Below are 18,242 nucleotides of genomic sequence, written 5' to 3' on the forward strand. Positions count from 1 at the left end.
GGGCGGTCCCCGGCGGGCCACCTCTCCCGCGTGCGGCACGGTCCGCTACGCGCGACGCGGTCCGTGAACCGGGCGGACCCGGTCCGTACGAGCGACCTCGGCACGGCCGAACGGGCCGGTCGAACCACCCTGTACGAGTGGTTCGACCGGCCCCTTCGCGTGAAATCCTCCGATGCGCGGTCCTTCGCCGCCGAAGCTCCCAAATCATGGCGTACACGACGAGCGCGTGGAGGTACGCCGGTGACCGCCCAGCAGGACACACCACCCAGCAGTGACGGACTGTTCCGGACCAAGACGGTCGAGCAGTCCATCCGCGACACCGAGGAACCGGAGCACGCGCTCAGGAAGTCCCTCTCCGCGCTGGACCTCACCGTCTTCGGAGTGGGCGTCATCATCGGCACCGGCATCTTCGTGCTCACCGGCAAGGTGGCCAAGGAGACCGCGGGTCCGGCCACCGCCCTCGCGTTCGTGGTCGCCGGAGTCGTCTGCGCCCTGGCCGCGCTCTGCTACGCCGAGTTCGCCTCCACGGTCCCGGTCGCCGGTTCCGCGTACACCTTCGCCTACGCCTCGCTCGGCGAACTCGTCGCCTGGATCATCGGCTGGGACCTGGTGCTGGAGTTCGCGCTGGGCACGGCGGTGGTGGCGGTCGGCTGGTCCGGCTACGTCCGTTCGCTGCTGGACAACTTCGGGTGGACCTTGCCGGACGTGCTCTCGGGAACGGATGTGGCGAAAGGATTCGGCTTCGACATCCTGGCCTTCGCCCTGATCCTCGTCCTGACCGTGGTGCTGGTGCTGGGCATGAAGCTCTCGGCCCGGGTCACCTCCGTCGTGGTCGCCATCAAGGTCGCCGTGGTGCTCGTCGTGATCATCGCGGGACTGTTCTTCGTCAGGGCCGACAACTACCGGCCGTTCATCCCCGAGGCGCAGCCGCAGCCCCCCGGTTCCGGGCTGACCGCGCCGCTGTTCCAGCTGATGTCCGGGTACGCGCCCACGAACTTCGGCGTCATGGGCATCTTCACCGCCGCCTCCATCGTCTTCTTCGCCTTCATCGGCTTCGACGTGGTGGCGACGGCGGCCGAGGAGACGAAACTCCCGCAGCGCGACATGCCACGCGGCATCCTCGCCTCGCTGTTCATCTGTACCGCGCTCTACGTGGCCGTGTCCCTGGTGGTCACGGGCATGGAGCACTACACCCGGCTGTCCGTCGAGGCCCCGCTGGCCGACGCGTTCAAGGCCGTCGGCCATCCCGTCTACGCCGGGCTCATCAGCTTCGGCGCCGCGATCGGCCTCACCACGGTCTGTCTCATCCTGCTGCTCGGCCAGACCCGGGTGTTCTTCGCGATGAGCCGGGACGGGCTGCTCCCGCGGTTCTTCTCCAGGACGCACCCGCGTTTTCGCACCCCGTACCGCCCGACCGTCCTGCTGGGCGTGGTCATCGCGGTCGTCGCCGGATTCACCAGCCTTCACGAACTCGCGACGCTGGTGAACATCGGCACGCTCTTCGCGTTCGTCGTCGTCGCCCTGGGGGTGCTGGTGCTGCGCCGCACCCGCCCCGAGCTGCACCGGACCTTCCGCACCCCGTGGGTCCCGCTCGTCCCCGCCCTGTCGGTGATCGCCTCGGTCTGGCTGATGCTCAATCTGCCGGCGGAGACCTGGCTGCGGTTCGCCGTCTGGATGATCCTCGGAGCGATCATCTACTTCGTGTACGGGCGCGGGCACAGTCGGCTCAACAAGCCCGTCGGCCGACCGTAGGGCCGGGCGGGGAGCGCCCTCAAGGACGCGAGGGCCGCACCGCGCGCGGACCCACGCACCGCGCGCCGTACGCCTCGACGCGGCGCCGCAGTTCCCGGTCCGCGGTGACGACGACGCAGGCGCGGTCGCCCGCCGCCGCGGCCAGTTCCACGATCCGGTCGTCCCCGCTCCCGGGGGCCGGATCCACCCCCACCCCGGGGGCCGGGTCGACACCCCGGGCCGCGCCCTCGACGACCAGCACCAGATCGACGGGGCCGGGGACGTCCGGCAGCCCGTGCCCGGCCAGCGGGACCAGCGCGTCGCGCAGCCGAACGGCCGCGCCGTGCCGGTCCCGCCACCAGCCGTCGGGCACCGACCCGACCACGTTGGCCGCGTCGACGATCACCAGGGTGGTCCGTTCGTTCACCATGCCGGAAGCGTGCCACGCGCCGACGGCCCCGCGCGGCGGCGACCGCACGCGCGGGGCGTCTCGCGCGTGCGGTCGCCGCAGGTCCGTCAGCCGCCGGTGGCGGGGGACTTCTTCGCCGACTCCGGGATCGGGGCGTCCTCGCGGATCGCCTTCCACAACGTCTTGGCCTGCGGCTGCGCCGCCACCACCCGGTTCGGGTCGGCCGTGTCGTACGCCACCGGGAGCATGATCGTCTCCATGGAGCCCGGGTCGACCCCCTGCATGGAGCGGGCGAACTCCGAGAGCGAGGTCAGCGAGGCGAGGCCCTCGTCGGTCGTCAGCGACTTGGTCGCCGAGTCGGCGATCCGGTACATGTTCGCCGGGCTGCTCAGCAGGTTCTGCGACTTGACCTCGCTCAGCAGCGCGAGCAGGAACTGCTGCTGGAGCCCGATCCGGCCGAGGTCGCTGCCGTCCCCGATGCCGTGCCGGGTGCGGACGTAGGCGAGCGACTGGGTGCCGTCGAGCCGGTGCTGTCCCTTGGTGAGGTCGAGGCCGGACGACTTGTCGTGGATGTCCTGCGGAACGTCGACGGTGACGCCGCCGATCGCGTCGACCAGGTCCTTGAACCCGGCGAAGTTGATCTCCAGGTAGTGGTCGATCCGGACCCCGGACATCTTCTCGACCGTCTTGACCACACAGGCCGGACCGACCTGGGAATAGACGGAGTTGAACATCACCCGGTCCGCGGAACGCACGGCGGATCCGTCGGACCCGGTGCACTGCGGCCGGGTCACCAGGGTGTCGCGGGGTATGGACACGGCGACGGCCCTGGTACGGCCCTCCGGTATGTGCACCACCATCGCGGTGTCCGAGCGGGCACCGGCCACGTCGCCCCCGCCGCCCAGCTTCTTGTTCTCGGCCCCGGACCGCGAGTCGGAGCCGAGCACCAGCAGGTTCTGCCCGCTGGTCGGCAGCTTCTCGGGACGGTCGTCGCCGAGCGCCTTGTCGATGTCGACGGCCGTGATGTTCCCGTCGAGCCTGCTGTACAGCCAGTAGAAGGTGCCGCCCGCGGCGAGCAGCAGCACGAGCAGCACGGCCAGGGTGATCTTGAGGCCGCGCCGCCGTTTGCGGGGCGCTCGCCCCGACCGTGTGCCGTGGGACGTGCGCGATCCGCTGCCGGAGTTGTGATCTGTCATGGGCTCGTCTGGTTCTTCCGTCGGGACACGCGTGAAAGCGTGCGAGAGGAGAGGAATGAGTGGCGGGCGGGCCATGCGTGCCGAAGTCGCTCCGTGGGGTACCGCGCTTCTGCCCAGGGCATGATTCTTGCCTCAAAGCCACATGGTGCGACAGGAATCGGCCTGAAATCGACCCTGTCGAGTATTATTCTGACATCAGTTGTTGCTGTTGTGTTCAAACTGGTCACTCAACAGAGACACATGGGGCTCCGCCCAACGCCGTTCGGCACCGGAAAGAGCATTCAGTGAAGAACGGTCGGGAATCGATGGGTTTGCGTACTGGGCGTAGGCGTGCCGCGGCTTCCTCCCGGAGGACCCCTGCCGGACCGGCCCAGGAGGCGGTGACCGTCCCCGAGTTCCTGGCGGCGGCCCCGCCGAGGGCGGACTGGCTGACCGTCGCGCCCGACGGCCGCCTCACCGCGTACGCCCCGGCCAGAACCGGTGGCATCGTCCGCTGGACCGAATCGCCGGCCGTACGCGACGGCTGGACCGCGCCCGAACTCCTGCTCCCCGACGCCCGGATGCTGCCGTACCTGAGCGTGGCGCAGGGCGCGACGGGCTTCGCCGACGTGTTCGGCCTGCGGCGCACGACGAACGATCCGCACGCGCCCGCCGACATCGTCTACGCCTCCCAGTACCAGGTCGGCCGGCCCATGACCGGCTGGCACTCGATCGGCAACCCGCACGGCAAGGACGCCGAGAAGGCGTCGGCCGTCGGCGCCCCGGTCGCCGTCGTCGACGGCGGCGACGCGCTCCACGTGTTCGTCCGCAACGCCGTGGGGGGAGTGTCCACCCGCAGGCGCGACCCGCGCGGCGTCTGGGGCAAGTGGACGTCCCTGCCGTGCAAGCGGGTCCGCGAGGGCCTGTCCGCCGTCGTCACCCGGTCCGGTCGCATCGAGCTGTTCATGCCCGCCGACAAGGGCGTGTACGTCTGGCGGCAGGACACCCCGGGGGGCACGCTGGACCGGGCCCCCAACCTCGTCTTCATCGCCCGGGCGCGGACGGCTTCCGGCACCGAGACCCACGAGGGCCGGATCACCCACTACTGGCGCGACGAGCAGTCCGGCGAGGTCCTCGCCCACCGCCTGCCGGTGGTGGGCGCCCCGGACGTCGCGCCCGCCCCGCTGGGCGGCCACTCGGGCAGCGGCCCCCTCGCTCTCGGCCGTTGCCTCGTCGACGGCTACGACTGCACCGTGCTGGCCCAGCGGGAACGGACGGGGACCCTCGCACTGACCGCCTACCCGACCGAGCTGGAGTCCGCCGGGGCCTGGTGGGCGGACACCCTCCAGTCCTGCGAGGGCACACCGGCACTCGCCCTGGACCGCGACGGCCGGTTGGTCGTCGCGGCCGTCGACCGGGACGGGCGGATGAACGTCACCCGGCAGCGCACCGACCAGCAGGGCATGGTGCTGGAGCACTGGGTCCGGCTGTGAGCCGCCACCGGCGGTCCGCGCCCAGGGCCTCCGCGCGCCCGGAGCCCCGGGCGGTGTCGTCGAGATGCCGCCTGCCGTGCGACGCCCGGCGCACACGCTCGCGGCGTTGTCGGACCCGTCCGCGTACGCCCGGTACGAGGACGATCCTCCGCCCCGTTCCCGCATGCACCGGGCGCCGCACGGCCCGGTCTCCGGCCGAACGGCGGCACTTCGACGACACGGCCCGGTCGTGACCACGCGCGCTCACTCCGCCCTCTCGGAGACCCGGACCGACAGTTCGGTACCGGCCGTGAAGTACGGCTTCACCATGACCGGCTGCCCGTCGTCGGTGGGCACCACCGCCGTGGGATAGCCGAACACCGCCTTCACGTCCACCACGTCCGTCAGGAAGCGGCCCAGCCGCGCCACGACCGGGTCATGACGCCGGCCCACCCACAGGTCCCACAGTTCGTGCCGGGACACCAGATGGTCGGCCAGGTCGGAGGCGGGCAGCGAGAAGGAGAAGTCGGCCCCGCCCGAGGAGGCGCCGGGCAGCCAGAATCCCGCCTCCCCGACACCCCGTCTGCGCATCAGCAGCAGCGGCTCCGCACTGCCGAAGTCGCAGCCGTAGAGCAGCCCCCGCACATGCAGGACCCCCTCGTGGACCCAGACCTCGGTCGCCTCCGCATGACGCTCACGGGTCCAGGTGCGCAGCACGAGATGACCGCTCTCGGACGCGTAGGGAAGATGCACGACGGTGTACGCGGGACCGGTGGCGACCGGTCCGAGACCGCGCAGGTCCAGGGAGCCCGGCCGGACCTTCGCCGGCCTGCCCTCACCGGTGTCCAGATGGACGTCCCAGCGTCCCTCGTGGAGGATTCCGGGGTCCGGCGGGACCAGCGCCTCGTACCGATGGGGGTAGGGACCCCCGGCCGGCCGCAGCGGCAGCCTGACGGGCTGTTCGCCGCGCGCCGCCTTCCGCTTGCGCAGCACCAGTTCGAGGTCGTCCCGGCCGCCCCGGACGCCTTCCAGACGCAGACCGACCAGGCCGTTCCCCGTCACCTCGCAGGAGACGGCGACCTCGGCCGCGGGGCGGCTCTCCCGGCGCACCCGGCGGGCCGATCCGACGACCCTCTCGAACCGCTGCGCCGAGTCCTCGGGGCCGTAGGCACGCGCGTCCTCCAGGGCCCGGCGGCCCAGTGCCAGGCGTTCGGGCTCGTCGTCGATGAGACGCAGCAGCGCGGCGGCGAACGCGTCGGCGTCGTCCGTCGGCACGAGCAGGCCGTTCTCCTCGTGACGGACGATCTCCCGCGGCCCGCCCGGGCAGGCGGTGGCGACGACGGGCAGCCCGCAGCGCATCGCCTCGGCCAGGGCCAGGCCGAAGGACTCCCGGTCCGAGGTCCCGGCCGCGATGGCCGCCCCGGCCCACCGGGCCTCCAGCCGCGGCTCCTCCATCATCAGGAACACATGGTTGTACAGCTCCAGTTCGGCGACGAGGGCACGCAGCCGGCCGTACTCCGGACCGGTCCCGTAGATCCGCAGCTGCCAGTCCGGACGCACCGCCACCACCTGGGCGAATGCCTGGACGAGCAGATCGAACCGCTTCTCCGGGACCAGCCGCCCGGCCGCCATCACGATCCGGGACCGCCCGTCGGCGGGACGCACCCGGGGATCGGGCACGCAGTCGGGATGGGCGTGGATCGCGATGCCGCCCGGCAGCCCCGCCCGGGTGATCGCCTCGGCCTCCTCGGCGCTCGGCACCACGACCGCGTCGAGCCGCCCGATCCCCGCCCAGGCGCGGCTCTGCTCCGGCGCCGGGAGCACCGTGCTCAGCTGGTGCAACTGCCCCAGCCGCAGCGCCCGCGGTCTGCCCCAGCGCGAGACGTAGGCGGCCAGTTCGAGACTGGTGGCGACCACCACCTGCGCCTGGCTCGCCCGCAGGTACTCCTCGACCTTGTCGTCCGTCAGCAGGCTGTAGCGCCAGGACATCTCCTGGGTACGCGGAACGACCCGGGACGGGGTGAGCCTGCGCTCGTCCTGCTTGTCCGGGCGGCGGCCCTCGCGCAGATCGAGCAGCGGCACCACCCGTACCCCGCGGGCGGGCGCGATGGCGGGCCGGTCGAGCCAGCGGAACACCGAGACGATCCGGACATCGTGCGTGTCGGCGAGGGCATCGGCGAGGTTGATCACCGCGCGGGTGGTGCCGTCCGCGGCATAGGCGTTCTGGACCAGGAATTCGATCTTCATCGTGTCGCCGCGGACTTCTCGTACGGACTGGGAAGCGGGAAGTACGCCTCGAAGAACGGGTGGATCAGCGCCTCCTGGTCGGCCACGTCGTCCTCGGTGGTGAAGGAGTCGTTCACGCAGAAGACGGCCGTGTCACGCCGTTTGAGCAGCCGGTCCAGTTTCCTGGAGAGCTGGACCATGGAGAGGTGGAGATAGGCGTACGGAATGGAGTCCGGCACACCGCGACCGGTGAAGTAGGAGTAGTACGGGTACATGCAGGTGCCGACGTCGATGTCGGTACGGCTGCGGAAGCGCGCGGCCGCGGTCGCCCGGAACACGTCCGCGAACTCCCGTTCCATCTCCTCCAGCACGCTGCGCCGCAGCGGCACGGGGGTGTGCTTCATCGCGTCGATGATGGTGCGGCCGAACCGGTCCTCCAGCAGGGCGCGGACGTTCTTGCGGGCCACCTCGTGCGGCAGGTCGTCCGGTTGGACGGGGCCCATCGGGATGCGGACGTTGTCCGGGTAGTACTTGGACGCCCCGTTGGGCAGGAAGAACTCGTGAGGGGTGATCGGCCGCCCGACGAACACGTCGTCGTTGAAGTGGATGAAGTGCTCCGAGAGCCCCGGAACACGGTGCAACTGGGCGCTGATGGCATGGGAGTTGAAGACCGGAAGCTTGCTGGTGTCGCGGAAGATCTCCCGGTGGGAGACCACGGTGATCCCCTCGGCGGACTCGTCGAGCCAGTGCGGGACCTGGTCGTCGGTGACGAGGAAGACGTGCCGCACCCAGGGGGCGTACATGTGCAGCGAGCGCATCGAGTAGAGCAGCTCGTCGCGGTTGATGTAGCGTCCGGCGCTCGCCGACTCCTCGTGGAAGACGTCGCCGGACGCCTCGGCCCGGCGGCGCTGCCAGGCCGGGTCGTCGCTGTCCACCCAGGTGTAGACGACGTCGATGGGGAAGGTGATCTCGTCGGGACCGGTGCAGACGAACTCCTGCCGGGTCGGCAGCCCGGTCCGCTTCGGCTTGCGTCCCCAGCGGCGCTGCCGGGGCGCGGTGTCCGTCTCCGGCGGTGCGAGGCGGGAGAAGCGGTGCGCCGGGACGAACGTCGTCTCGCCCTGCGCGGGCAGGAAGCTCGCGCCCCGGTTGATCCGCGGCGGCAGCAGCCGCCCCTCCTCCTCCCGCCAGAACTCGATGTCGCAGCCGTACTCGGTGCCGTAGACCAGGTCGCCCGACGGGTCGGCCTGGAACCAGACGACGCGCAGCACGTCGACGGCCTCCAGATGCTGCCAGGACGCCTCGCGGGAGCCGAGGTGCAGCAGCTCGCCGGTGCGCTGGACGGGGACCTTGCGCTGGACGTACCCGGGGCTCCGGTCGAACAGCCCCCGCAGTGCCTGCGCGACCCGGGCCCGCTCGGTGTCCCGGACGCCGACCGCGGACGAGGTGTCCTCGGTCCCGGGGACGACGAAGTGCTCGACGCCGGCCCGGGTGAGCGCCGTGGAGACCAGCTCCAGGTGCTGGGCGCGGACCTCGAGCGGTGTGAGGCCGGGCTGTACGTGCGCCAGGCGGCGGTGCATGCCCACGGGGACCTCGTGCAGTCCCGGGGGCAACGGGCGCTGCGGTCGGTCCACCTCGGCAGGGATCGGGTGGATCAACGAATACTCCAGTACGTAGGTGCGTCCTCGGGACGCAGGAACGACTCCGTCGGGTGTGCGGACCCGGTGGGCAGGACCCGGTGGGCAGGACCCGCACCCGACGGGTCAGACGGGGGTCAGTGGCCGACGGGGGTCCAGACCGACCGAGGTCCCGTCCGCGGCCGCCGCGAGCACGCCTCGGCCACCGCGACGGTGTCGGTCGCCTGCTTCAGGGTCACGATGTCGGCCTCCTCGCCGAGCACCGCGTCACGGAAGGTTTCGTGCTCGACCAGCAGGGGTTCCCGCTTCACGACCGCGTAGCGCGTCACGTCGCCCTCGGAGACGCCACGGAACTGCCGCAGCCCCTCCCACTCGGTGGGCTGCGAGCCGTTCGCGTGGAACCACAGGTCGGCGGTGAGGGTGTCGGCCACGAAACAGCCGTGCTCGCCCGTCACGATGGTGACCCGCTCCTTGAGCGGGGACAGCCAGTTGACCAGGTGACTGGTGATGGCCCCGGACGACAGACGCCTTGAAACCCACCATGTCCTCGTGGGGACGGCCGCTGCGCGCGACGGTCTGCGAACTTACGACCTCGTCCACGATTGTCAGCGGCATCGCGGTGTCCGGGACCTCCGCCTCCGGCGTTGTCGTCAGTCCCCGACGCTCCGCGTCGACTCCCTCCTCCGCCTCGGATTCGAAGGCCCCAGACGCCGCTCCTTCCTCCACTGCCAATCGTGGCCGAGGTCGTTACCGACTCGTAACGGCTGTTGGTGAGCCAGGCCGTCAGATCGATGTCGTGGGTGGCCAGGTCGTACACCACGCCCACATCCGCGATCCGGGCCGGGAAGGGGCCCTGACGGCGCGTCACCACCTGGAGGAACTCGCCGAGTTCGCCGAGCTCCAGGCGGGCGCGCAGCTCGCGGAGGGCGGGGTTGAAGCGTTCGATGTGGCCGACGGCGGCCACCAGACCATGCTTCTCGAACGCCCGGCCGATCGTCTCGGCCGACCGCACCGAGGGGGCGAGCGGCTTCTCGATGAGCGCGTGGATCCCGCGCTCGGCCAGGTCGAGGGCGACCTCTTCGTGCAGGGCCGTGGGGCAGGCGACGACGGCGTAGTCGATGCCCGCGGCCGCGAGCTCGGCCACCGAGCGCACCAGGGGCACGCCCGCGGGGGCGCTGCCCGGGGCGGCCACCGGGTCCGCGCCGGCGACGAGCTCGACGCCCTCCAGGCCGTGCAGCACCCGGGCGTGGTTGCGGCCCATCGAGCCGAGGCCGATCAGCCCGGCCCTGAGCGGCTTGTGCGTGCTCATGCCCGGTCTCCCACGACCTCGTTGACGGTGGCCGTCAGACGGTCGAGCTCCTGCGGGGTGAGCATCGGGTGGACGGGGATGGAGAGCGCCTCCGCCGCGGCCCGCTCGGTCTCGCGCAGCTCGCCCGCGGTGTGGCCGAGCACCTTCTCGCCGGTCCGGAACGCGGCCAGGCGGTGCACCGGCGTGGGGTAGTAGACCGCGTTGCCGATGCCGCGCTCCAGCAGTTCGCGGGAGACCGTCTCGCGGTCCTTGCCGCTCTCCGCGCCGATCCGGATCGTGTACTGGTGGTAGACGTGCTCGGCCCCCTCGGCGACCGGCGGCGTGACGACCCCGCGCAGACCGGCGTCCAGCACGGCGGCGTTGGCACGGCGCTGCCGTGTCCAGGCGGGCAGGCTGCGCAGCTGCACCCGTCCGATCGCGGCGGCGACGTCCGTCATGCGGACGTTGAAGCCGACGATCTCGTTGGCGTACCGCTGCTCCATCCCCTGGTTGCGCAGCAGGCGCAGCGTCCGGGCGACCGCTGCGTCGCCCGTGGTGACCATGCCGCCCTCCAGGCTGTGCATGTTCTTGGTCGGGTAGAAGCTGAAGCACGCCGCCGCGCCGAACGCGCCCACGGGCGTGCCGTCCAGGGCGGCGGCGTGGGCCTGCGCCGCGTCCTCGACGATCGCGAGACCGTGCCGCTCGGCCAACGCGGTGAACGCGCCCATCGCGGCCGGGTGCCCGTACAGGTGCACCGGCATGATCGCGGCGGTGCGCGGGGTGATCGCGGCCTCGGCCGCCTGCGGTGACAGACAGAAGCTGTCGCGCTCGATGTCCACGAAGACCGGGGTGGCGCCGGCCAGACGGACGGCGTTGGCGGTCGCGGCGAAGGTGAAGGAGGGGACGATCACCTCGTCGCCCGGGCCGATGCCGAGCGCCACCAGCGACAGATGCAGCGCGCTGGTACCGGAGTTGACGGCGACGCAGTGCCGTCCGTCGACGATCTTCGAGAACTCCTCCTCGAAGGCGGCGACCTCGGGTCCCTGGGCGACCATGCCGCCGCGCAGTACGCGCACGGCGGCCTCGATCTCGTCCTCTCCGATCACCGGGGCTGCCGCGCGGATCATGTGCTGGTCGTGAGTCATCGTTCCATTTCGAGAAGGTCGGGATGGTGGTGCTGCCCGGTCCGGCTGGTGTCCCGTCGGTCGAGGGACCGGGGGAGGCCGGGGCCGGGCTGCTCGTAGGGGCTGGGGACGGGGAAGTAGCTCTCCAGGAAGGTCCTCAGCATCGCCGTGCGGGCCTCGGCCGTGTCGGGGTCGTCGACGGTGTCGTTGATGCAGAAGGTGTGGTAGTCGCGCTGGGCGAGCAGGCGGTTGAGATGCCGTCCGGTGGTGGGCGCCGCCAGGTCCAGGTAGGCGTAGCGGATCCTGCCCGCCACCGAGCGGCTGGTCTGCTGCCCGTAGTAGTGGTGCAGCGACGAGGTGATCGACAGGTCGCCGGGGCTGCGGAACCGCGAGTGCTGGGTCAGCCGGTGCTCGGTCGCGTAGCGCTCCTCGATCTCCTGGAGGACGTCGCGGCGCAGCGAGTGCGGCACATGCTTCATCTTCCTGGTCAGAACGCGGTCGAAGGTCCCCGCGATGACGACGCGGTTGTTCTTCGCGGCGATCTCCGACGGCGGGTCGTCCGGCGAGGGCGGGGTCATGGGGACGAGCGCGTTGGAGGGGAAGTACTTGGAGAGCCCGTTGGCGTGGAAGAACTCGCCGGGGGTCACGCTGCGGCCCAGGAAGACGTCGTCGTTGAAGTACAGGAAGTGGTCCGAGAGGCCGGGGATGTGGTGCAACTGGCTCTCGATGGCGTGCGAGTTGAAGGTCGGCAGCGCCGATGCGTCGGTGAAGATGTCGCGGTGGTGGACGACCACGATGCCGGGGTGCGCGGTGTTCAGCCAGGCGGGCACCTGCCCGTCAGTGACCAGGTAGACGGTGCGCAGCCAGGGGGCGAACTGGTGCAGTGAGCGCAGGGAGTAGCGCAGTTCGTCGCGGCTGGTGAACCGGGCGGCGCTGATGGCCTGTTCGTGGTAGTCGGTCCGGCCCAGGGCCGTGGCGCGGCGGCGGATCCATTCGGGATCGGCCCCGTCGACCCAGGTGTAGACGGCGTCCACCGGGAAGGTGACCTCGTCCGGGAGGGAGAGCGTGAACTCGGACCGTGTGCTCACCCGTGGCAGGTCGCCCCGCACGCCGCTGACCGGTCCCGTGAAGTGGCTGACCGGCATGCGCACCGGGTTCTCGGCGGCGACGACGGCCGTCGCGGTCAGGTTGGGGACGGGGGCGATCAGCAGCGCGTCCTCCTCGGCCCAGAACTCGACGGCGCAGGCGTGGTTCGGTCCCAGCGTCCAGCGTCCCGTCCGGTCGGTGAGCGGCCACCATATGCGCAGAATCGTTTCGCCTGAGAGCTGTGACCAGGAGCCCCGCTGATCCGCGTGGAGCGGACGGCCACCCTTCGTGTCGCCCGCGAGCAGCGCGCCCGCGGCGAGCGAGCTCACCCGCAGGGCCCGTTCGGCCCGCGGGCGCTCGCTCGCGGGAACGGCGACGGCGGTCATGGTGACGGAATTGCCGCGCACGCAGAAGTGCGGGACGCCGTGCCGTTCCAGGACCTCGCAGACGCGCAGCAGGTTGGTGGCCCGGGCGACGGAGGGGGTGAGGCCCTCGGTGACCTCGGCGGCCCGGATCCTGCCCCCGGACCAGACGGGCAGGAAGCCGGTCCGGCGCAGATCCCGGCGCAGCCGCTTGTCGAGCCGCAGGCTCAGCCATGTGCGCAGACCGCGCCAGGTGCCGCCCAGTCCCGCGAGACACCGCTGCAGAAGCAGCCGGCTGTTCGCCGGGAAGACCTTCACGAGCCGCTGTCTGAGTGCGTGCGGCAGCAGGCGTCGGTAGAGGCGCACGAGTGTGGAGGCCTCGGGATTGCCCATCGCTCGACTACCTCGTGTTCCCCCGCTCGGCCGGACGGCGAGCAATCAGTGCTGTGACGACGACGCGCCGGCTGCTCGGTCGGGCGGAGTGTGGGGGTGGACGGTCCACCGTACGGTGCGGCCGAGTGAAGCAGGCGTGTCGCAGGGGTGAAGATTAACAAGTAAATAAGGTTGATCACGAAAGTAAAAATCCCGAATCGGTTACGATTCGGACCTTTGGGTACACGAAAACGGGCCGTACACACGAGGTGTACGGCCCGCCGTGGTTCCGCTTGTGTGCTTCCCGTGAAGCAGGATCAGGCGTGTTCCAGCGGGTTACGCGGGAACGCTCGCCACGCCCGGTGCCAGGAAACGCTTGCCGGTGACCCGCTCCGAGACTCCCTCACGGTCCAGGTACGGCGTGATGCCGCCCAGGTGGAAGGGCCAGCCGGCGCCGGTGATCAGGCAGAGGTCGATGTCCTGGGCCTCGGCGACGACGCCCTCGTCCAGCATCAGACCGATCTCCTGCGCCACCGCGTCCAGGACCCGGTCGCGGACCTGCTGCTGGGTCAGGACGACATCGCCCTGCTCGAGGAGTGCGACGACCTCAGGGTCCAGCTCCGGCTTTCCGGAGTCGTACACGTAGAAGCCGCGCTTGCCCGCCTTCACGACCGCCGCGAGGTTCTCGGAGACGGTGAACCGCTCCGGGAAGGCACGGTTCAGGGTCTCGGAGACGTGCAGGCCGATCGCCGGGCCGACCAGCTCCAGCAGCACCAGCGGGGACATCGGCAGGCCGAGCGGCTCCACCGCCTTCTCCGCGGTCTCGACCGGGGTGCCCTCGTCGATGACGTTCTGGATCTCGCCCATGAAGCGGGTGAGGATGCGGTTGACGACGAACGCCGGGGCGTCCTTCACCAGCACCGCGGTCTTCCTCAGCTTCTTCGCCACGGCGAACGCCGTGGCGAGCGAGGCGTCGTCGGTCTTCTCGCCCCGGACGATCTCCAGCAGCGGGAGGATCGCGACCGGGTTGAAGAAGTGGAAGCCGACGACCCGCTCCGGGTGCTTCAGCTTCGACGCCATCTCGGTGACCGAGAGGGACGAGGTGTTCGTGGCGAGGATCGCGTGCGCCGGGGCGACCGCCTCGACCTCCGCGAAGACCTGCTGCTTGACGCCGATCTCCTCGAAGACGGCCTCGATGACGAAGTCGGCGTCGGAGAAGCCCTCCGCCTTGTCCAGCACGCCGGAGACCAGGGCCTTGAGGCGGTTGGCCTTGTCCTGGTTGATACGGCCCTTGCCGAGCAGCTTGTCGATCTCGGCGTGGACGTAGCCCACGCCCTTGTCCACCCGTTCCTGGTCGATGTCGGTCAGTACGACCGGCACCTCCAGGCGGCGCAGGAACAGCAGCGCCAGCTGCGAGGCCATCAGACCGGCGCCCACGACACCGACCTTGGTGACCGGGCGGGCCAGGTTCTTGTCCGGGGCACCGGCCGGGCGCTTGGCGCGCTTCTGCACCAGATTGAAGGAGTACAGCCCGGCACGCAGCTCGCCACCCATGATCAGGTCCGCGAGGGCCTGGTCCTCGGCGTCGAAGCCGGCGCCCAGGTCGCCGTCCTTCGCCGCCGCGATGATGTCCAGCGCGCGGTACGCGGCCGGGGCGGCGCCGTGCACCTTGGAGTCGGCGACGGCCCGGCCCCGGGCGACGGCCTGGTCCCAGGCGTCCCCGCGGTCGATCTCCGGGCGCTCCACGGTGAGCGTGCCGTTCAGCACGTCCGCGGTCCACGCCAGCGAACGTTCCAGGAAGTCCGCGCCCTCGAAGAGCGCGTCGGCGATCCCGAGCTCGAAGACCTGCTCGCCCTTGAGCTGACGGTTCTGGTTCAGCGAGTTCTCGATGATCACCGAGACCGCGCGGTCGGCACCGATCAGGTTCGGCAGCAAGGCGCAGCCGCCCCAGCCCGGAACCAGGCCGAGGAAGACCTCGGGCAGCGAGAAGGCGGGAACCGCCTTGGAGACGGTGCGGTACGTGCAGTGCAGGCCGACCTCGACCCCGCCGCCCATCGCCGCGCCGTTGTAGTACGCGAACGTGGGGACCGCGAGGCCGGCCAGACGACGGAAGACATCGTGGCCGCCCTTGCCGATGGCCAGCGCGTCCGCGTGGTTCTTCAGCAGCTCGACGCCCTTGAGGTCGGCGCCGACCGCGAAAATGAACGGCTTGCCGGTGATGCCGACACCGACGATCGCGCCCTCGGCGGCCTCCTTCTCGACCTGGTCGACGGCGGCGTTCAGATTGCCCAGCGACTGCGGTCCGAAGGTGGTCGGCTTGGTGTGGTCCAGGCCGTTGTCCAGAGTGATCAGGGCGAAGCGGCCCGCTCCGGCCGGAAGGTCGAGGTGACGTACATGCGCCGACGTCACGACCTCGTCGGGGAACAGTTCGGCCGCACCCTTCAAAAGCTCGGCGGTGGTGCTCACTTGCTGCCTCCGGCGTCCTTGTGGTGAGGGTTCTCCCAGATGACCGTGGCGCCCATGCCGAAGCCGACGCACATGGTGGTGAGGCCGTAGCGGACCTCCGGCTGCTCCTCGAACTGGCGGGCCAGCTGCGTCATCAGACGGACGCCGGAGGAGGCCAGCGGGTGGCCGTAGGCGATGGCGCCGCCGTACTGGTTGACGCGCGCGTCGTCGTCGGCGATGCCGTAGTGCTCCAGGAAGGCGAGCACCTGCACGGCGAACGCCTCGTTGATCTCGAACAGGCCGAGGTCCCCGATCGACAGACCCGCCTTGGCCAGGGCCTTCTCGGTGGCCGGGATCGGGCCGTAGCCCATCACCTCGGGCTCGACGCCCGCGAAGGCGTAGGAGACCAGGCGCATCCGGACCGGCAGGCCGTTCTCGCGGGCGAAGTCCTCGGAGGCGATGATCGAGGCGGTCGCGCCGTCGTTCAGACCGGCCGCGTTGCCGGCCGTGACCCGGCCGTGGACGCGGAACGGGGTCTTGAGGCCCGCCAGGTTCTCCAGGGTGGTCCCCGGGCGCATCGGCTCGTCGGCGGTGACCAGGCCCCAGCCCGTCTCCCCGGCCTCCGGGTTGGTGCGGCGCACCGAGATCGGCACCAGGTCCTGCTGGATCTTGCCGTCGGCGTACGCCTTGGCGGCCTTCTCCTGCGAGCGGACCGCGTACTCGTCGGCCCGCAGCTTGGTGATCGACGGGTAGCGGTCGTGCAGGTTCTCCGCGGTCATGCCCATGAACAGGGCGGACTCGTCGACCAGCTTCTCCGACACGAAGCGCGGGTTCGGGTCCACGCCCTCGCCCATCGGGTGGCGGCCCATGTGCTCGACACCACCGGCCACGACGACGTCGTACGCGCCGAAGGCGATGGAACCGGCCGTCGTGGTGACGGCGGTCATGGCACCCGCGCACATGCGGTCGATGGAGTAGCCGGGGACGGACTGCGGCAGACCGGCCAGGATCCCGGCGGTACGGCCCAGCGTCAGCCCCTGGTCGCCGATCTGGGTGGTCGCGGCGATGGCGACCTCGTCGACCTTCGCGGGGTCCAGGGCCGGGTTGCGGCGCAGCAGCTCCCGGATCGCCTTCACGACGAGATCGTCGGCGCGGGTCTCGTGGTAGATGCCCTTCGGGCCCGCTTTGCCGAACGGGGTGCGGACGCCGTCGACGAAGACGACGTCCCGGATGGTACGAGGCACGGTGGCTCTCCTCCAGGGTGCGGGATGGCACTGCTGCGGAGCGCGCCCGAGGGCACGCCGTCCCCTCATGCTACTTGCGGGTAACCAGACTGCCCACCCCTTGCGACCGGAGCGGCGAAGGTCACACGGAGGTGCGGCGGCGCACCCGACCGCCACGGCCCCGGCACGCCCCGCCCCGTTCCGCGGCGGGAACGGCGACGCCGGACGGGCCGAGGAAACGGCCTGTCCGGCGTCCGGTGGCGCGAGGCACCGCGGTGCGGCGAGAGGTGCTCGTTCAACCTGGCGTGATTACGCCCCTCGGTCGGCGGAATCTCACGCCTTCGAGGAGAATGCGCGCGCCAGGAGCGGGGCCACCAGTTCGATCTGCCAGTGCCGGGCCCCGTAGCCGACGAGCGCGGCCTCGATCGCGTCCGGCGTCGCGCTCCCGGGCGGCTCCCAGCAGACCCGGCGCACCGTGTCCGGCGTGATCACGTTCTCCTGCGGCATGTGCAGTCGTTCGGCGAGCTCCGACACCGCCGCGCGGGCGGCGGCGAGCCGTGCCGCCGCGGCCGGGTCCTTGTCCGCCCAGGCGCGGGGCGGCGGCGGACCGGCGACGGCCTGGCCGGGCTGGGGCAGCTCGGAGTCCGGCAGGGCCTTGGCCCGGTCGACGGCCGCCTGCCACTGCTCCAGCTGCCGGCGGCCCATGCGGTGGCCGAAGCCGGGCAGGGCGGTCAGCGCGTGCGTGTTCGCCGGGAGCGCGAGCGCGGCCTCGACGATCGCGGCGTCGCTCAGCACCTTGCCGGGCGAGAGGTCCCGGCGCCGGGCCACCTGGTCGCGGGCGGTCCACAACTCCCGTACCACCGCCAGCTGGCGGCGGCGGCGGAGCTTGTGCATGCCGGAGGTGCGGCGCCACGGGTCCTTGCGCGGGGGAGCGGGCGGGGCGGCGGCGATCGCGTCGAACTCCTCCCGGGCCCACTCCAGTTTGCCCTGCCGGTCGAGCTCCTTCTCCAGGGAGTCGCGGAGGTCGATCAGCAGCTCCACGTCCAGCGCCGCGTAGCGCAGCCAGGGCTCGGGCAGTGGCCGGGTGGACCAGTCGACGGCCGAGTGGCCCTTCTCCAGGGAGTACCCGAGCACGCTCTCGACCATGGCGCCGAGGCCGACCCGGGGGAAGCCGGCCAGCCGCCCGGCCAGCTCGGTGTCGAACAGCCCCGTGGGGGTCATTCCTATCTCCCGCAGACAGGGCAGGTCCTGGGTGGCGGCGTGCAGGATCCACTCGCTGCCGTGCAGTACCTCCCCGAGCCTCGACAGATCGGGGCAGCCCACCGGGTCGATCAGCGCGCTGCCCGCGCCCTCGCGGCGGAGCTGGACGAGGTAGGCGCGCTGGCCGTAGCGGTAGCCGGAGGCGCGCTCGGCATCGACGGCCACCGGGCCGGTGCCCGCGGCGAACGCCGCGATCACCTGGGAGAGGGCGTCGTCGGAGGCCACCACCGGGGGAATGCCCTCGCGAGGTTCGAGCAAGGGGATCGGCGCCGGGGCGACGTCGTCCGGGGGAGCGCCCCCGGTGGTTCGCAGTGAGGTGTCTGCTGCGGTCTCTTGGGCGTCGGTCACGTGTCAAGGGTATCCGTGGATGTACGGCGCCCGTCGACGGAACGTTCCGTCGACGGGCGCCGATGCATGCAAACCAGCCGGTCCCGG

The 18,242-nt window shown here is 71.2% G+C and carries 13 protein-coding genes; 2 read left to right on the forward strand and 11 right to left on the reverse strand.

Annotated elements, in window-relative coordinates; genetic code table 11:
- Nucleotides 1–240 precede the first annotated feature (240 nt).
- On the forward strand, nucleotides 241–1,752 hold the full coding sequence (locus ACFYY6_RS10895; protein ID WP_351517331.1) for an amino acid permease: 1,512 nt from the start codon (nucleotides 241–243) through the stop codon (nucleotides 1,750–1,752).
- Nucleotides 1,753–1,771: 19 nt separating this feature from the next.
- Here ACFYY6_RS10895 and ACFYY6_RS10900 read toward each other — a convergent pair whose 3' ends face one another.
- Both ACFYY6_RS10900 and ACFYY6_RS10905 read right to left on the reverse strand, forming a co-directional pair.
- A complete protein-coding gene (locus ACFYY6_RS10900) occupies nucleotides 1,772–2,161 on the reverse strand; it encodes an NTP pyrophosphohydrolase (protein WP_389192724.1) in 390 nt (129 codons plus the stop codon).
- Between the two features lie 86 nt (nucleotides 2,162–2,247).
- The gene (locus ACFYY6_RS10905; protein WP_351517328.1) at nucleotides 2,248–3,336 is read right to left on the reverse strand and encodes an LCP family protein; all 1,089 of its coding nucleotides are present in this window, start codon (nucleotides 3,334–3,336) and stop codon (nucleotides 2,248–2,250) included.
- A 380-nt stretch (nucleotides 3,337–3,716) separates the two neighbouring features.
- On the opposite strand from ACFYY6_RS10905, the gene ACFYY6_RS10910 reads away from it, so the two are divergent.
- Nucleotides 3,717–4,808, forward strand: a complete 1,092-nt coding sequence (locus ACFYY6_RS10910; RefSeq protein ID WP_389192727.1) for a hypothetical protein — start codon at nucleotides 3,717–3,719, stop codon at nucleotides 4,806–4,808.
- Between the two features lie 243 nt (nucleotides 4,809–5,051).
- Here the strand turns inward: ACFYY6_RS10910 and ACFYY6_RS10915 are convergent, their stop codons facing one another.
- From ACFYY6_RS10915 to ACFYY6_RS10955, 9 genes are all read right to left on the reverse strand, one after another.
- Nucleotides 5,052–7,034: a glycosyltransferase gene (locus tag ACFYY6_RS10915; RefSeq protein ID WP_351517326.1), complete on the reverse strand. Its 1,983-nt coding sequence runs from the start codon at nucleotides 7,032–7,034 to the stop codon at nucleotides 5,052–5,054.
- Nucleotides 7,031–8,668, reverse strand: coding sequence for a stealth family protein (locus ACFYY6_RS10920; RefSeq protein ID WP_351623712.1), 1,638 nt, complete (start codon nucleotides 8,666–8,668; stop codon nucleotides 7,031–7,033). The genes ACFYY6_RS10915 and ACFYY6_RS10920 overlap by 4 nt, the downstream gene beginning before the upstream one ends.
- Nucleotides 8,669–8,784: 116 nt before the next feature.
- Nucleotides 8,785–9,102, reverse strand: coding sequence for a hypothetical protein (locus ACFYY6_RS10925; RefSeq protein ID WP_389192730.1), 318 nt, complete (start codon nucleotides 9,100–9,102; stop codon nucleotides 8,785–8,787).
- Complete coding sequence (locus ACFYY6_RS10930; protein WP_389192733.1) at nucleotides 9,099–9,956, reverse strand: Gfo/Idh/MocA family oxidoreductase; 858 nt, start codon at nucleotides 9,954–9,956, stop codon at nucleotides 9,099–9,101. Before ACFYY6_RS10930 ends, ACFYY6_RS10925 begins: the two co-directional genes overlap by 4 nt.
- Nucleotides 9,953–11,080 (reverse strand): DegT/DnrJ/EryC1/StrS family aminotransferase, encoded by a 1,128-nt coding sequence (locus tag ACFYY6_RS10935; RefSeq protein ID WP_351517323.1) that lies wholly within the window; start codon nucleotides 11,078–11,080, stop codon nucleotides 9,953–9,955. Before ACFYY6_RS10935 ends, ACFYY6_RS10930 begins: the two co-directional genes overlap by 4 nt.
- Nucleotides 11,077–12,900 carry a stealth family protein gene (locus ACFYY6_RS10940; RefSeq protein ID WP_389192736.1) on the reverse strand — a complete coding sequence of 608 codons (1,824 nt, stop codon included), beginning with the start codon at nucleotides 12,898–12,900 and terminating at the stop codon, nucleotides 11,077–11,079. The genes ACFYY6_RS10935 and ACFYY6_RS10940 overlap by 4 nt, the downstream gene beginning before the upstream one ends.
- A gap of 315 nt (nucleotides 12,901–13,215) precedes the next feature.
- Complete coding sequence (locus ACFYY6_RS10945) at nucleotides 13,216–15,345, reverse strand: 3-hydroxyacyl-CoA dehydrogenase NAD-binding domain-containing protein (RefSeq protein WP_389192739.1); 2,130 nt, start codon at nucleotides 15,343–15,345, stop codon at nucleotides 13,216–13,218.
- On the reverse strand, nucleotides 15,342–16,568 hold the full coding sequence (locus ACFYY6_RS10950) for an acetyl-CoA C-acyltransferase (protein WP_351517319.1): 1,227 nt from the start codon (nucleotides 16,566–16,568) through the stop codon (nucleotides 15,342–15,344). The genes ACFYY6_RS10945 and ACFYY6_RS10950 overlap by 4 nt, the downstream gene beginning before the upstream one ends.
- A 312-nt stretch (nucleotides 16,569–16,880) precedes the next feature.
- Entirely contained in the window at nucleotides 16,881–18,155 is a 1,275-nt protein-coding gene (locus ACFYY6_RS10955; RefSeq protein WP_351517318.1) for a ribonuclease D, read from the reverse strand.
- Nucleotides 18,156–18,242 lie beyond the last annotated feature (87 nt).

It is taken from the genome of Streptomyces sp. NPDC001750, from assembly GCF_042892615.1.
In the GTDB taxonomy this organism is placed as follows: Bacteria; Actinomycetota; Actinomycetes; order Streptomycetales; family Streptomycetaceae; genus Streptomyces.